7 protein-coding genes are annotated in these 17,529 nt (G+C 47.7%); 1 reads left to right on the top strand and 6 read right to left on the bottom strand.

Annotation, left to right across the window (positions count from 1 at the left end):
- Window positions 1-517: 517 nt before the first annotated feature.
- The 3 genes from MHH63_RS05165 to MHH63_RS05155 all read right to left on the bottom strand — a co-directional run bounded on the left by MHH63_RS05165 (window position 518) and on the right by MHH63_RS05155 (window position 9,910).
- The gene (locus MHH63_RS05165) at window positions 518-5,422 is read right to left on the bottom strand and encodes an S-layer homology domain-containing protein (RefSeq protein ID WP_341171283.1); all 4,905 of its coding nucleotides are present in this window, start codon (window positions 5,420-5,422) and stop codon (window positions 518-520) included.
- A 382-nt stretch (window positions 5,423-5,804) separates the two neighbouring features.
- Entirely contained in the window at window positions 5,805-7,346 is a 1,542-nt protein-coding gene (locus MHH63_RS05160) for a response regulator (RefSeq protein ID WP_076187456.1), read from the bottom strand.
- Between the two features lie 242 nt (window positions 7,347-7,588).
- Window positions 7,589-9,910: a glycoside hydrolase family 95 protein gene (locus MHH63_RS05155; RefSeq protein ID WP_339281280.1), complete on the bottom strand. Its 2,322-nt coding sequence runs from the start codon at window positions 9,908-9,910 to the stop codon at window positions 7,589-7,591.
- A 214-nt stretch (window positions 9,911-10,124) separates the two neighbouring features.
- Here MHH63_RS05155 and MHH63_RS05150 point away from each other — a divergent pair, with 214 nt between their 5' ends.
- Window positions 10,125-10,994, top strand: a complete 870-nt coding sequence (locus tag MHH63_RS05150; protein WP_341171282.1) for a helix-turn-helix domain-containing protein — start codon at window positions 10,125-10,127, stop codon at window positions 10,992-10,994.
- A gap of 55 nt (window positions 10,995-11,049) precedes the next feature.
- Here the strand turns inward: MHH63_RS05150 and MHH63_RS05145 are convergent, their stop codons facing one another.
- The 3 genes from MHH63_RS05145 to MHH63_RS05135 all read right to left on the bottom strand — a co-directional run bounded on the left by MHH63_RS05145 (window position 11,050) and on the right by MHH63_RS05135 (window position 17,465).
- Window positions 11,050-13,104, bottom strand: a complete 2,055-nt coding sequence (locus tag MHH63_RS05145) for an alpha-galactosidase (protein ID WP_341171281.1) — start codon at window positions 13,102-13,104, stop codon at window positions 11,050-11,052.
- 249 nt (window positions 13,105-13,353) lie between these two features.
- A complete protein-coding gene (locus MHH63_RS05140) occupies window positions 13,354-15,738 on the bottom strand; it encodes a glycoside hydrolase family 95 protein (protein WP_341171280.1) in 2,385 nt (794 codons plus the stop codon).
- 11 nt (window positions 15,739-15,749) lie between these two features.
- Window positions 15,750-17,465, bottom strand: a complete 1,716-nt coding sequence (locus tag MHH63_RS05135) for an alpha-1,3-galactosidase-related protein (protein WP_341143417.1) — start codon at window positions 17,463-17,465, stop codon at window positions 15,750-15,752.
- Between the last annotated feature and the right edge of the window lie 64 nt (window positions 17,466-17,529).

The following is a 17,529-nucleotide window of genomic DNA, read 5'->3' as shown; positions in this document are numbered from 1 at the left end:
TTGCTCGACTATCGGACTCAGATGCAGCTATTGTCTCTTTTGCACAGTAATTCTGGACATTTTTATAGCAATAAGAGCTATACAGTCCGAAATCTTAGTAAAATGACTCAAATTTCCGAAATAGCTGCGATACGGTCCGATGTGTTCTAACTATGATCTACTTTGTCGGGATGTGCTCTACTTTGCTGAGGTGTGATCGACTTTTGCGCGGGATTCTACATTGCCGGGGTGTGTTCGACTTTTGCACGGGATTCTAATTTGCTGGAGTGTGTTCTACTTTTACACGGGATTCTACTTTGCTGGGGTGTGCTCGACTTTTGCACGGGATTCTACTTTGCTGGAGTAAGTTCCGATAGATAGTAAAGTGCGGTATTAGTAACTGCCGAACAGCAATGTACCAAACAGTAATGTAATATCTATTAGCAAAGTTCGATAAAGTAGCTAATTTCATCAACTGATCTATCAAAAGAGCGACTCTTCGGTTAATGGAGAGTCGCTCTTTTGTAGTCATTTCAGCTTACTTCAAAATCAAATTATAGATCACTTGAGCCGCTTCTGCGCGCGAAGCGATTCCTTTTGGTGCAAACCGTTCATGACTTTGACCTTGAATCAGTCCTAGACTGGCCGCTTCATTTACAGAAGAAGTGGCCCAAGCAGACACCTGATTCATGTCGGTGAACGCTGCGGCAGTTGCACCGTTGGTTGTTTCACCATTGGTTGTTGCGCCGTTAGTTGTTGCACCGTTGGTTGTTACGCCGTCGGTTGTTGCACCATTGGCTGTTACGCCGTTGTTCAGCTCGTAAGCCTTCATTAGCATCACCGTGATTTCTTCACGGGTAATCTGTGCGCCCGGCTCAAACTTGGACGCACTTCTGCCACTCACGATTCCCGCCTTGTAAGCGATTGAGATAGGCTCCGCATACCAGGCGGATGGAGCAACATCAGCAAAGCTTTCTTTTCCTGTCGCGGTCAGTCCAAGGGCATGAACAAGCATCGAGGTGAACTCGGCACGTGTAACTGCCCGGCTTGGTTCAAACTTTTCTTTGCTTGTGCCCTGCACATATAGCTTGGACGCCAGCTCTTGGATTACTGGGTTAGCCCAGTGATTGGCCGGAACATCGACAAAGATGCGGTTCAACTCCAGCACAGCATATTTGCTGAAGTGGCTGACCTCAGCTTTTAATACACCGTTAGCATAATCAGCTTGAATATATTCCAGCCTGCCATTGTCCGCGATATAATAAACACCGCCTCGTTTAGCATTGAAGCCTTCTGCCACTGGCATGATGAGTGTTATTGGCTTATCAAATGTAGCGAGTGTGTCTGTAATGCCTGACTTGGTGGTAATAGAAAGACTAAATTCATAGATGTCTCCCTTGAGTACAACAGCCGCATTAGTAGAACTAGCCACTGTAGCAACCAACTCATCGGCCTTGCTGCTGAGGTTCACCATCTTCAGTGCAATCGTGCTATCTTCCCACTGTCCCTCTGGCAGCTTGTTTTGTAGCTGGTGAATTAGCTCCGCTGGTACCTGCAAGGAGAGCTTACCCGCATTCAAAACTAGGGTGTGGTTCGCCAACTGTCGGACTACAGCAGAGGATAACTGAACTTGCTGAATATCCCCTTTAATCTCAACCACTACCTGACCAGAAGCACTGTCCACTTTCAGCATATCTGGCATGAGAATCAAAGTGCCCGCAGCATTCTCTTGACCCGAAGTACTGTCAGAGGTACCCCCATTGTTTCCTGGATTCCCATGATTACTAGGCTCTCCTGGATTTCCCGGTTCTCCTGGATTTCCCGGCTCTCCTGTAGAGGCCTCTTTGACTGTGATTTCTGCCGATGTTTTGAAGCCACCGTCTACCGTTTCCACAGTAATGGTGGCCTTTCCAGCTTCTACAGCGGTTACTGTTCCGTACACTACGGTAGCTACAGAGGTATCACTCGAAGTCCAGAGTACTGCTTTATCCGTCGCATCATCCGGCGATACTGTAGCCGTCAACTTGCCGGTTTCACCAGCGGTCAACGAAAGCTCTGTCTCATCCAGTGTTATACCGGTTACTTGCTTAGGTGCAGCCGTCAATTTTACCAATTTCGACTCTGTCGGCTGCAAGGACAATTTCATAGTTCCTGTGGCAGAGGAAACTTCTCCTGTCCAGAGATCTTGCGTAGTATAAATCTCTGCAGTATCCAATCCAGCGCGGCCAAGATCAACTTGCTTATCTGCCGAAGCAGATGCACTGTAATTGAATACGGCCAGATAATAATCATTGCCATCCTTCATAACAAAAGTATCGGCGGCATTGGCGTTTGTATTTCCTTCAAGTGGCTTGAACACTTTTCCTTTTAAAGCTAAATCGAGAACATCCTTGTTGTTGAACAAAGCGGTCATGTACTCCTGTGCTTTTGGATCGTTAACATCGTCAGAGCCAAGCAGTACTGTTCCAGCGATAACGCCAGAGTTCATACGGGTACGCGCTTCAGTCAAGCTGGTAGCACGGGCCAATGCCAAATGATCAGGATCGGTGTAGGTGTAGATCGTGCCATTTTGCCAAAAGCCATAGGTTAATGAATTCAGCATATATTCGGTTTCATTGATCTTGCCGTAGGTGTCGCAGGAAATTCGTCGGCTATGCGCATATTGGCTCGGGAAAATTGGCGCAATTGATGCGCTAATGAACATTTTTCCATCCAGACGTTCTTTCACATAACGCATTCCTTCATTATAAGCTTGGATTCCTGTCGTTATAGTTGGATCGAAATGTTGCCCCTCAAGCGAACCATGCGTTAAGAAATCCAATTTGATGAAGGTGAAGCCCAGAGCTTTAAATTTGTCCAAAAAATAGTTCATGCGCAATTGGGCACCAGGATGTGTTACATCCAAAGGAAAAGCCCCGTCCAGAGTCGGCAGCGGTTGACCCGCGGCATCCTTAAGGACAATATCGCCGTAAGTATATTTATTGTCAGTTCCCTCTACAATCTGGTCCATATTGTTGCCCCAGTATACAAACGGTGCCCAATAAATACCCGCATGCTGGCCATTCCCTTTAATAACCGATACGGCGTCAGTCAGCTGCTTATCATTCAGATTATCCCAATAAGAATCCATGTTAATAAATACATTGCCGTTATTATTGAAATTTTGCAGATTCTCTTTATAGTAATTGGAGACATCCACTACATCCTGATATGAAAGCGTACCCTCGTAAGCTCCCCAGCTATTAAAACCAACCGGTACGCCTTGTGGCAGCTCGGGGTTTAGCGCAAGTGCAGGTGTAATGATCGCATTAGCTTTGCCATACTCCTCAAGCCCTGTACGGTAATCACTGAAGGCCCCTACCATGATCATAGGTGAGGACAAGTTTGTTCCACTTAAGCTGCCATGAGGCTGGGTATCCCGGGTAACATCACTAGCTGCACCCCCATATACGACCAGCTCATTCAGCCGATTGGAGGAACCTTTCCAGTCGATGCCTGTCTTCCAGTTATCATGAGTTACAGAGCCAAGCACAAGGCCGCTGCGTGTCGAGTTGTTAAACACAGTCGTCATCTCATAGCTGGTATCTGCACGATTCATAGATTGAGATTTATAACGAATCCAAGCATCGTTGTCAAAAGGAACCGTAAGCACACGATTATCCGCACTAGCTCCGATATCCACACCACCTGTACGTTTTACGGTAATAGGTGACATATAGTTGGTCTTGACCGCTGTATCGCTGGCCGCATCCAGACGGGTCAGAAAATACTTTTGATCGTCATAAAACTTGTAGACCTGCTTTAACGTCGGTTTTCCTGTGGAAGTGTGGACAAAAGTTAGCTCCACGCCTTTGCCGAAACCATCCTGAATGTCTACCGGAGCACCAACACTTGTATGACTCTCATAGCTTGTAGTCTCAACGAGCGTATCGCCGATTTTGATACTGCTATAGATCCCATGCAGCTTCTGTCCGTCAGCCCAGTTATAGCTTGCATATCCAGACTTGGTATTATAGGACACTTCATATTGGCCATTTGATACAAGCAATCCGTAAGTATATTCGGTAACTGTGATAGCTCCGTAGTTCTTCGAAGCGCCCGGTGTTCCTAAATCACCGTCCTCCTCTACTGGGGGATTAGGATCCACACCCATGGCTGGTTCAACTATAATTCGGTCCAGATCTGGCGCATACCCGTTGCCATCTGTAAATTTGATTGTATTCTCGCCTTCGTTCAGTGACAGTGTAAGTTCATACATTCCAACCGTATCCCAGTCCGGTGTCTTGGGCAGCTCATAATACTGCTCTGCTCCACCATTCGCACTAACGTAGAAGCTGCGTGGGTCACCTGAAATATAGGCGACTGTGATTCGGTAATCATCAGTCATAGGGGCTGTAATCTTGTTGAAGGTTATGGAACTGCCGCTATTCAAGTACCCTACCTTCTGACCACCCGAAGCATTCGGACTTTCGGAAACTTGGGCCTCACCTGTCAAATCATTGAGTGGAGATTCTGCTTCATAGCTGAGGGTATAAGGAATAATTTCTATCCGGTCGAAATCTGGAGAATACCAATCATGATCTGAGAAGGTGATAGTATTCAAACCCTCTACCAAAGAGGCCTCCACATCATAGTTTCCCACGGTGCTCCAGCTTGCCGTCTTTGGCAGGTCGATCATTTCATCCAGTCCATCGTTAACCTGCATATAGACAGGACGTTGATCGCCGGAAATATAGGAGATGCGGATTAAATACGTTCCCGCTGCTGGTACTGCAACATTTGTGAACTGTAAGGAACTGTTTTTGTTCAGATCCGTTACGATTTTACCGCCAGAGCCCACACTGCTGTCCGCCACTTTGGCGTTGCCTGTAAGCATATTCTCAGTAGCCTCGGCTTCCATGATCACCCCATGCAGCTTCTCCTTCCAGTCACCCCCGGGTCCTTCACCTGGATCGCTGTCGTCCAGTCCACGGATTACGATCTTATCGATGTCCGGAGAATACCAGTTGTTGTCATCGATCAAGATGGTATTAGCACCCGCGTTCAGCGGAAGCGTCACATCATAAGTGCCTACCGTATCCCAGTCCACAGTCTTGGACGGTTCTTCAAATTGCTTGTCACCGCCATTGGCACTGATATTAAACGGGCGCGAATCGCCAGAAATATAATACACTGTAATTTTATAATTCCCTGGCTCGTTTACGGTCACATTATTGAACAACAAGGAGCTGCCTTGATACATGCCGCCAACTTTTTTCCCTCCGGAAGCCGCTGGGTGGTCAGAAATTGACGCATTACCCGTCAGAATATTCCCATCCGCTTCAGCTTCATAGCTATTTATATCCTCGGCGTAGACCTTGCCGGCAAACTGACCACCGCTGCCTAACACTAAACTGATCATAAGAAAGAACAAGAACCCTCTTTTCATTACACGTCCAAACATTTAATCCCTCCATTTAACTTTCTGATATAAGAAAAGCCTTCCGGTTGCAATTCATCAGTTGTTCCTCTTTCCAAATAACGTCTTCAGAACTCCTCTCCTTGTTGTAAGTAACGTCATGTAAGGAATGTACGGCCCGTACCGATTACTCTCTCAAGAATGCTGTATCCAACTATTGCCGTCTGGATTTCTTGAAAGCGCTATCGCAATTAGATGTGTAAAAAAGCTTCCTTTAATCGCAATAATGAATCAAGCCCCTCACATGTGCTGAGTTGTAATACATGCTTATTGTAAAAAGCAAAGGGGCATCTTTCCATATCGCAAGTTTACAATTCATAAAGGAAAGCGACTTTTCTTTCTATTCAGTAAGCAGAAGTGCGGAAGGTTAAATATTTTTCCTGTACTCGTTAGGTGTGACCCCAAGGTTCTTCAGAAATAGAGAAATAAAATAAGACGTGCTTTCGTACCCCACTCTCTGGGCAATATCTTGAATCTTCAGTGACCCGTCTGCGAGCAGCTCCTTAGCCTTATCAAGCCGAATACGGGTTAAATAATCGTGGATCGTGATGCCTGTTTTATCCTTAAAAATAGATCTTAAGTAGTTCGGTGACAGATAAACCTGATCAGACAGACTATTAATCGTAATCGGCTGATCGTAATTTTGTTCAATCACGGTGCGAACCTTGTGGACGAGCTTTGTATTTTTATCCATAAGTCGCTCACCTAGCATGCTCACGGCATCACCCGCAGTGCCCAGGATTAAATCCTCGATCTCATGTAAAGTCAGCGCATTATAGATGGAATGATAGAGCTCCGCCCGCTTAAAGCCCTCGGGAACAGACTGATGCAGCTGCTCTAGCAGTTCATCAACAAGATCAATCGCCCAATCACAGATGATTTTTTTCTTGATTCTCAGTGTGGCCAGTCCCACGAAATATTGATGCAGCTTTTGTGCGGCCTGCTCGAAATCCAGCTGATGGATAGCTTCAAACCACTCTTTTCTCTCAAAAGGTGGCATATGTTCACTGTCGAACTGATTCGAAATAGCCTCGGCATGAATAATTAAGCCCGTGCCTTTATAAAAACGTTCATTTAAAATCACACGCGTCTGCTTATACAGATTATGGACCAGCGCTAATTCTGCTGCCTGCGCTCCGACTGCTGCCGTCACCGTAAAATCCAGCGCACTACGAATAGCCACAGCTAAATCCTCCCAAGCATAATAGCCAGGCTGTTGAGTCGCTTCCATGAACACACCTGTCTCGCCATCCTTGTAAGGAACAAAAACAACCTCTATATTTTTCGCCTTAAAAAAGTGATCCAGATAAGAAATCAACCGGCTCATACACTCTTCCAGACTCTGCTGCTCACCCTCCGCCTCTTTGGGATCAATGCTGAACAGTGCCATGGTATAACGATTACTCTCTGGGAGACGTGTCAGCCTATTGAAGTTATTTGCCAGCTCTGCGGCTTGCTCCGCATTTTTTTCAAAAGAAAGCTCCTTAAGAATCTTAGTTTTAGCAGCCTCCATAGAACGTTGTTTCATCTGAACCTCTTCGCAGCGCGCTTTAACCTTTTCGATAACGCTTTCAATTTCAGTCAAATCTAGCGGCTTCAGTAAATATCCAACAGCTCCTACATTAAGGGCCGATTTAACATAGTGGAATTCATCATGTCCGGTGAGGAACATAATTTGCATCTGGTCATAACATTCATGTATTTTTTTAGCCAACTCAATTCCATTCATTATCGGCATCTGAACATCTGTAAGAATAATATCCGGTTGAAAAGCCTCTATTTTCTCCAAAGCTTCTCTACCATTGCTCGCTGTTCCGACTACATAGATGCCCATCTCTTCCCAGCGGATATAATCTCTCATCATCTCAAGACCCATTTCTTCATCATCTACCAAAAAAATACTATACACCTGAGGTTCCCTCCTTCTTGTTGTCTGTATTTGCTCCTATTATATTCTTTTCCCCTTAGGCGATCATCGACCAAATAAATGTAAGTCATTTTCAGGCATGAATCGTTACTTTGTAAGATCTAATCCCAACGTGTTCGTAAAAAGGCTATCGGGTCCTAAGCAGACCAGATAGCCCTTCGATACCTACTCATCATTATTCGGACGCATAATGAAAACGGAGGCTCATCGCCCCCGCCGAATCATTATAACAGCTCCAATTGGCTGTTGAAATAGTAGCTTCCTCCTGTTTCTGCTTGGAAGGTAGTTCTCTGATCTCCCCATCGAAGGGTCACCGTTCCCGGTGCGTAGGTGCGAAGCGTAGCTTCCGTCAACTGCCCCTTCTCCCAAACTACGTCTACCTCTACCTTTCCTTTGGCTCGTAATCCAGACACCGATCCTGTATTCCAGGCTTGCGGAAGCGCTGGCAACAGATGAATTTCATCCGCGTGGCTTTGCAGCAGCATCTCTGCAATGGTAGCCGTCCCGCCAAAGTTGCCATCCACGACAAAGATATTGCACTCTGCCCCACCAATCCCTGATTTGGAGAAACTGAACAGATTATCGAAGCACAGTCCGCTAATTAAATGAGAGATATGCTTATACGCCTTCTCCCCGTCATATAGTCTGGCAAAACTAAGACCGAATAAGGCGGCGGTGAACTCTACATCCTCCAGTTCTTCCTGAGCCATCCGGTTCTCCAGCGTTACCCTTGCTGCCGCGCTTAACTCCGGTGTTCTGTCCGGTGTAATCTGGTTGCTTGGATACAAAGCGAACAAATGAGCCAAGTGTCGATGCTCAGGTTGCGCTTCTTCATAATCTTCAAGCCACTCCTGCAGCTGACCTCTTTTACCAATCTGTAGCGGGGGTAACTTAGCCATAGCTTCCTTAAGCTTCAGCTGAAGCTCCACATCTGTATCGAGCAACACCGCAGACTTCAGGCAGAACTCGAAAAGATCTTGCACGAGCACTTGATCCATGGCCGAGCCCATAGACAGCTGCTGTGCACCCTCGCTGCTATCTGCGGGATAGAAGCTGTTCTCTGGCGAGTTAGAAGGACCCGTCACCAGCCAGCCATATTTCGGATGAATCGTCATATAGTCGAGGAAGAATTCTGCGGCTTCTTTTAGCACAGGATATGCCTGGCGCTCTAGAAATACACGATCCTGACTATATTCATAATGCTCCATCAGATGGATTGCAATCCATAATCCGCCTGTGACATTGAGCCCCCATGAGGTTTCCCAGCCCGGAGCTGTAAACCCCCAGACGTTAGAGAATACATGCGCTACCCATCCTTTGCTGCCATATAAATCGCGTGCAGTTGATTTTCCCGCCTGAGATAAATCTTCAATATATCGCATCAATGGAAGGTGGCTGTCTGCAAGGTTCACGACTTCTGTCGGATAATAATTCATCTGTGTATTAATATCGAGATGATAGTCGCAGCTCCAGCCCATACGGCAAGCCTCACCGTCATTCCAGATTCCCTGCAAGTGCAGTGGAAGAGGTGAATCTTCTCGTGATCCGGCAATGGTTAGGTAGCGGCCATACTGGAGGAACAATGCGAACAACTGAGGGTCCTCAGCCTGATCCTGTGCCAGTAACCTAATCCGCTGATCGGTAGGCAGACCTTCTTTCCCGGAGCTACCCAATTGAATATCCACCTTTGCATAATCCTGACGGTAATCTTGAATATGATCTTCTTTTAACTGTGCATAACCTTTGGTTAATGCCTGCCTTAGGTTGCTGTAGCTCTCCGTCTCCCAATCCTGATTGCTCCGGCGATAATCGGTACTGACCCCAAAATAAATCCGGGCCTCATTAGCTCCGGAAACTCTTAATCGGCCATCCCCCCTGTAGATCGTACCGCCGGATAGACTTATTTTGAGCTGCCCTTTTGCCCATACCCCGCATTTACCATTACTGTGCACCTTTTCTGTAGCTTGCCCCTTGAATTCAATAGTGTCGCCATCCACAACCTCAGTCGTAAACGATTCTGTCCCACCTTCGATGGCAATCGTAAAGGATACACCTCCAGGCCTATCGCTCCAAATTCTTGAAACTACCAGATCATCGGCATGTGAAGCGAAGACCTCTCGACGGATTGTTGTTTCGCCGCTCTCATAGACCGCCCCAGACACTGCACTTGTCAATTCCAGCTCCCGCCGAAACACACCGCCTGATTTAACATCCGCATCCTGGGCAAAATCAATAACCACCTCGCATAATCCCAGGTTCGTACCGAAATTTTGTTTTTTAGGCTGTAAATACTGTTTGGCTAAACGATCACCGCTGTCATAATCGCCGGCAAAAAAGTGACTTCGCATCTCTTCCAGCGCAGTTCTACCTCCGGCAGGAGCAGGGTCGGGATCCGTTTGCCCAGACCAATAGGTCACCTCGCTCATGCTCCACACCTCACGATGCGGCGCCGCCATTACAACAGCACCTATTCTTCCGTTACCCAACGGCAACCCTTGCGACCAGCTTGTTGCAGGGGTTGAATACCACAATTTAAAATCGCTCATTTGATCGTCTCCTGTCTGTAATAGACCTTCAAAAGTTGTTGTTAATTAATCCGCTTTCTCTGTTATTAACATTGTATATTTATCGCATTTATCGTAACATCATCAGTACTACTAGTCTTTGTTGACTCGTTCATTCATTTGACAATTTATCCGTAATCCCAAACATTTAACTACAGGCCAAAATTAAGAAATGCTGCTAGCAAAGGGGTATAGTATGAACAAACTATCTGAAATCACACCGTATGTTGGAGCAATCATGCCTTATCTGTACGACGGAAGCAGCAATGAGCATCTGCGCGTCGGCAATGCCTACGCCTTTCATCTGTTTACCGATGGCCCCGGTGAGATGGAAATCGACGGAGTTCGTTATCCGATTGAGCGTAGAACACTGGTGTTTCTGCGCCCCGGCCAGCCACATGCCTTTCATATTTCCCCTTCTCATCCACTCTCGTCCTACAATGTCTATTTTGATTTGTGGGACAAGCAGTCGCCTATGTCTACTAATCTTTCTTTTATCCATGCGCCTGAACCCTTTAGGCTTGAGAAAAAGGCCACCGAAGTCCCCTGTGCCGAGCTGAACGAATTGCCTTGCGTCTTCCCGCTAGCTAAATATCCACAGCTATACGATAGTCTTGTGATGATTGCCAAAATATACAATGAAGCGATATTCTACCGGAATGAAGCGGTTCATAGCTTGTTATACGGTTGGATATTAAGCTGGTATAATGCCCTCCATCAGCATCAGCCAAGCGATTACCGGATTGTCCGCCTGTTGGAGTATTTGAACACTCATCCCGAACGTGGTAAATCTATCGAAGACTGGGCACAGCTCTGCGGACTCAAGCGAACCTATTTTCATGAGCTGTTTCTGCGAGAAACCGGAATGACGCCGCGCGCTTATCATCATAATCTCGTTATGCGGCGGGCGGCAGGTCTGCTTCTGGAGAGCGAGCTAAGTGTTACTGCCATTGCTGAGAAATTAGGCTATCCTTCGATCCATCCCTTTTCCAGACATTTCAGTGCCTGCTACGGCATAAATCCCACACAATACCGCCTTAATCCGCAAAGCCGAATACAAATATAGGTTGTAAAAAAGAATACGCGCTATCCGCAAGAAGCAGAGGGCGCGTATTCTTTTGTTATTTTGCCGTCAATTTGAAAATTTTAGATTCTGCGGGTTCAAGCGTAACTTCCAGCTTTCCTGAGGTTTCCCCTTCTACACCTTCCCATAGGTCCAGCAGCTGGTAAGCAGCTTGAGCATTCAGCCCTGCCCGTTCTAATGAGAGAGATTTAGGAGCAGATTTCGTAGCATCGTAATTGAAGACAGCTATATAAAAGGCATTTTCTTCTGCAGATTCGAGCACAAAAGTATCACAGGATTGCTTGCCGAGGTCCCCTTCTATCGGTCTGAAGGTTTTGCCAAGACGAGCAACATCCATAATATCCTTATTCCTCAGCCAAGCTTTAGCCCGGGCGGCGGCTTCCTCTTTTCGGAAGTCATCCCCTAGCAGCAGCACCGTTCCCGCGATCACCGAAGCAGTTAGTCGGCTGCGACCTTCATGCCAGCCCGTGGCTTCCTGGTTATGGCTTTTGTACAGTACGGAATGGTCGGGATCATTGTAACGGTACAATGAATCGCTCATCCACCAGCCATGGGTCAAAGAGTTGAGCATATATTCTGTATCCTGCAGCGTGCCAAAAACATCACAAGAGACACGCCGGCTATGTGCAAATGCATAAGGGAACAACGGTGCGATGGACAGATTAATAAAGAACGGTCGACCAATAACCTCTGGAGACAGCTTATTCTGCAAGTAGGACATACCGTAGTGATACGCCGCAATGCCCGTCGTAATCTCCGGATTGTGATGCTGGCCTTCCAGTGCGCCATGTGCCAGGAAATCCAGCTTGATATACTCGAATCCTTCCGAGATGAATTTTTTTGTATACCAATCTATTCTTTGCAGGTTCCCCGGATGTGTGGGGTCAATGGCTAGCCCTCCATCAACATCCGGCAGAATCTCTCCTTCGCTGTCCCGAAGCAGGATATCGCCATAGGTGTATTTACCGTTCGTACCCTCCACGACATCTCCGAACTGAGTAGGACTTCCCCAGAAAGCGAAAGGGGTCCAGTAAGTTCCCGGTCTATGACCATTCTTCCGCACTAGCTCAAGTGCATTTTTCATTTCTTCTGCTGTGAAATTATCCCAAAAAGCGTCAAAGTTGATGTACAGCGTATCCTCATTCTGGAATCCTAACGGCTGCACTTCTTTTTTCAAAAACTCACTGGTCGACGTATACAAATCATAATCCAGATCAGCCATTGCAGCAGACCAGCTATTCCAGCCAACAGGAACGCCACCCTCCCAAGCCAGTGGAGCTTCAATCCATGTATTGGCCCGGCCGTAAGCTTCAAGACCTTCTCTGTAATCATCATAAAAACCTACGAATACGAGCGGAGACTCCACTCTTTTGCCTTTTACATAACCGTGCGGCTGAAAGTCGCGGGTTAATTCACTCACAGCCCCACCGTAAAGATCCAGCTCCTCGATCTGGCCGCTTCGCTCGCTTTTGATACGAATACCCGTTTTCCACACCTTGTGAGTTATGGAACCCATGATAATTCCTCGCCGGCTATCCGGTGCGAACACTGCCGTTACCTCGTAGCTCTCTGTATCCATAGGTGGCTTCACCACTGTATATCTGACCCATTTATCGTTGTCGTAAGGCACACGCAGGATGCTTGGTTCATCCGGTTGACCTGACTCGCCGCCGAGGGATACCGATTTGCTCTGAATGACCGCCATGCGGTTCGCTTTGATATCCTCATCGCTTGCGATCACACTTTGCATCAACACATATGAGGAGGACTCATAAATATAAAAATGCTGCTCCAGCTGAGGCAGCAGGGATGTTTCATGCACAATCACTAGATGAACACCTTTACCAAAACCTTCACGAACAACCTCTTCCTGCAACTTCAGCACGTGGCTCTGATAGTGTTCAGTATTATATTCCCGGCCCTGCCAGCGAAAGGCGCTGCGAATCCCCTTTACATGTGCAGAAGTCCCGCCGACAACGGATGACTCACCCGTTCCGAGATCAATCTCCAGATTCACCAGGCCATTGGTTACACGGATAAGAGACGTTGTGTCTGTATTCACGTTTACGGTTGTATTACTGTCAGTTAGCATAATTTGCCTCCTTGTTGCTGCATTTTGGACCTTGAAGGCCGCAGTCTCAGTAGCTGTATCCCCCAAGTATGACCTCATTATAAAGAGCGGATAAAGCGTTTTCTATACAACAATCTTCCGATCCATACCGCGATCTAACACATCCTACCTAAACTCTGCTGGTCCTGAAGCTTCATGCTGAAAATGCAAAAAACAGCAGCAGGACCAAACGTTCAGGTCCTACTGCTGTTCATACGCTTATAAAACGGATTATTGCTGATCACCAATGATAAGCTTGTAGGATTGTCCCGCGGTTGTAGCGAAACTTACCCTTCCTTCGGCGGAACGTTCACACTGTATATCCTGACTGCCACAGGTTACCTTAAGTGGGGTATTCATGCGGATCACACATTCTGTGCCCAGCAGGGAAGTGATCTGCGCTTCCACTAGCTTGCCGTTGTCCCACTGAATGCTGACTTCAAAGCCACCGCGGGCACGTACACCTGCAACGCTTCCCTCCTGCCATTCATTCGGCAATGCAGGCAGTAGTTCGAGATAGCCGCGGTGAGATTGTAGCAGCATTTCGGCAATCCCGGCGGAGGCTGCAAAGTTGCCATCAATCTGGAACGGCGGATGTGCACCGAGCAGATTGGCATAAACTCCGCCGTGATTATATTGCTCCGACTCCCCGTCCTTCACCAGCCGCAACATGTTGGAGAGCAGACGCAAGGAACGGTTTCCATCCCGGAAGCGGCTCCATAAAGCGACTCTCCAGCCCAGACTCCAGCCTGTGCTTTCATCCCCGCGCCGCTCCAGCGAGGTTCTTGCCGCAGCAAATAGCTCAGGGGTCTCTTCTTCTGACAACTGGCGGCCCGGATAAATTCCAACCAGATGCGAGGTATGTCTGTGGTACATGTCCTCATCCTCAAAATCAGAGGACCATTCCTGCAGTTGCCCGTACTTGCCAACCTGCAGTGGCAATAGACGCTCACGGGTACTTTTCAGCTCTTCACGCAAAGCTTCATCCGTTCCAAGAATCACTGATGCCTCGATACAGTTCGTGAACAACTCCCAGATCAGTGATATATCCATTGTGGCACCCGGGCTGACCGCAGCCACACCCTCCGCTGTCCGGAATTTATGCTCTGGTGAAGTGGACGGGGAGGTCACAAGATTACCCTTGCCGTCGTCAATCAGCCAATCCAATGCGAACAGAGCCGCCTCCTTCATGACAGGATAAGCCGAAGTCCGCAAGTATTCAGTATCTCCGCCAAAAGCAAAATGTTCCCAAAGATGCTGGGTCAGCCAGATGCCGCCCATTGGCCAATAGGCCCAGCTTGGATCTCCATCACCATAATCACCTACCGGTGCAGTGTGTGCCCAAAGATCCGAGTTATGATGAGCTACCCAGCCCCGGGTGCCATAGTTGGTCCGAGCGGTATCCGCCCCTCTCTTCGCCAGATTGCCGACGAAATCCAAAAGTGGCTCATGACATTCTGCCAGATTGCAAATCTCAGCGGGCCAATAGTTCATTTCTGTATTGATATTCAGTGTATAGTTACTGCTCCAAGGCGGACGAGTAGAGGCATTCCATATTCCCTGAAGATTGGCGGCCTGCGTTCCGGGACGCGAGCTTGCGATCAGCAAATAACGTCCGAAATGAAACAGCAGCTCAACTAGACCCGGATCTTGCGCGGAGTAAGTCGTAATCCGCTGCTCGGTTGACATTCCTTCCGGTGCCAGCGGCTTGCCCAGCCGAAGCTTCACCCGATCGAAAAGTGCCCGGTAATCAGTGATATGCGCTTGAAGCAGGCTGGTGTAAGACTTGCCTTGAGCACTTGCCAAGAAGGAAGCTGCAATGGTGGAGGCATCTTTTCCTTCAATTCCCGGGATTAGGTCATACCCGTTAAAACCTGTAGCCGCACTGAAATAAAAGGTTGCCGCTGTCGCACCCAGCAAATGAATCCCACTGCCATCAACCGTTACTTGGCCGTCATCCGCCGTCACGGAGAGTTGTCCTTCGAAAGCCATTCCCTTGCTGCTGCCTAATTCACCGTATTGGATGGGATTGTCGCTCCCGAAATAGCTTGGATCTACATGCTCCGGTGCCGTTCCCGATAGAACAAAGCTGTCACCTTGCGGATAAAGGTTGTGCCGGAGTGGACTTTCCAGCGTGGCATGCACATTCAATGCGCCTGGCACACTTGCGGTCAAACGAAGTACAAGCAACTGATCAGGATGAGAAGCGAACATCTCACGGGTATAAGTAACATTGCCAATCTGATATTCAATGCGATGCAGCGCATTTTCCACATCCAGTGTACGCTGATAAGAATGATAGACGTTGCCATGCTCAAAACGAAGCAATAGATCACCAAAAGGTAAATAAGATTGAGTATACGGCCCCATCATTTCTCTGGTCAGCGTGTCCGCCTCAACATAACGGCCTTCTTGAATCAGCTGTCGCACCTTTGGCAGAACGTTCTTAGCACCGGGATTGTTCCCCTCTTTTGGGTATCCTGACCAAAGCGTATCCTCGTTTAGACTAATTTTCTCCTGTTCCACACCACCGAAGATCATACCGCCCAGACGTCCATTCCCAATTGGAAGTCCTTCCGTCCATACATTTGCTGGCTTGTCATATTGAAGTTTCATACGCGCTCTCCTCACCATCTGTCATTTAATAAATTATCAGCAATTTCAACCTCACTGCAGGCATTTAATTCAATCGCATCATCAAGATTCGAAAGACTCGCCTCACCACTGCCTGCCAGAATTCCATTGCACTTAAAGACCAGTCCGCAGGTGCTCTTGGCACTAAGGGCCAACACATCAATACTTTCAAACTTGTTATTCGTGATGACAATTCTCTGGTGAACGGGAGCACGCTTATCTATCTCCACATTCTCCGGCGAAATAAAGATAACCGGATGCTTTTGACTTCCACATTCCAGAAAATGATTGCCGCTGATGATCACATCCTCCACCTTGCCGGATTCATACCAGGACTCAGCATCCACTGCAATCAGAATGGCATTCATATGCATCCGTTCAAAAATGTTACCCTTAATTTCCACTTTGCGCCGGGTTGTCACAAGAATACCGCGGGTGGGTACTCTCGCGAAGTGATTATTAGTGACTTCAACCTCTGGAGTCCAGGTAACATTCTCTATAACATCATGGCTGCCTATATCATCAGGAGCCGGATGAGCCAACGTCAACAAAAGCTCGCGTGGATTTAGCCGCTTCACTTCGACCACTTCATTAGCCGCATAAGTGGTCAATGAACCGGAGCGAACAAATTCAATTTCGTCCCCCGGATAGAAAGCCATGAATCCGTAGGTCTGATGATGCATGAACCGGACCTTTACTACATTCGCCGATGGCTGCTCTACGATCCGCAGATAAGTACCATGGACATTAACGGGATCGTCATGTGAACCAGAAAAATTACTATCGGCAATGATCACCTTTCCCCGGCAGCTAGACATGTGAATAAAGTCCGCAAAGCCTGTGACCGTTCGTCCCGTTTCCGGACGCGGTGAGAGATCCATACGGCGGAAGCTGAGATTGTCGCTGAACTGGCCAACGATGCCAAGTCCATGCAGAAAATGTAGCCCAACATCGCTCAAGGTGATGTTCGAGCTTTCCGTAATGAATACGCCCACCTGATCACGGATGCCGTCACGGCTTTGTAGAACATGCCCCGGAATAACCTCAGGCTGAAAATTAAAATGCAGACGGAGCTTCATCGGCTCCAGTTCCTCGACAGTGTCTGCCTGCTCCAGCCAGTTATCCATCCGCCAAGTCGTATTGCGCTGCGGATCATAAGTCTGCATTGGGCCTTCAGAAAAGCTCCAGCCCTCACCGATCCAGACCAACTTATCCTCCCTAATCTCATAACGTGAATCGGGATGTACTTGGACATCGAACGAATGGTCACCGCTTTCGGTAATCGTCATCTCCGTCACAGTTGGCCGGGCATAGTCGGTATGTAAATTACGGATCTCCACATTCTTGCAGCCATCCAGCAGGAGCATCGTTTGCTTGCCGTGAAAAATAAATAATGAATCATTGCCCTCCAGCGTTAAATTATGTTGTCCCTTCAGCAAAATACCGATGGTCTTAGTGACATCCCTGTTCTCTTCCTCACTGGCAGTATTAGAGATAAAATAAGGTTTGCGGATGGCCTCGTCCGGATAGAAATGATAGCAGCCCTTCGGGCAATCCAGTAGTACCGGACCGGGAATTTCAGCGACAGCCTGTATAGCCCGAACCATGGCTGGCTGCGCGTCTAAACCAGAATCCGGCAGTACTCCATAATCCGTCAGGCGGATTACAGCAGGAGTAGTAAAGGCGTTACTCTCAGCAGAAGTAATCATCGGCACCGCCTTTCTTTTTTTGTAAACGCTTAATATTTGGCAGTATAATCTCTCCGCTTAAAAT

It is taken from the genome of Paenibacillus sp. FSL H3-0310 (genome assembly GCF_038002785.1).
GTDB lineage: Bacteria > Bacillota > Bacilli > Paenibacillales > Paenibacillaceae > Paenibacillus_AQ > Paenibacillus_AQ odorifer.
Note: the sequence above shows the minus strand (reverse complement) of the source record. Positions and strands in the feature narration are given on the sequence as shown.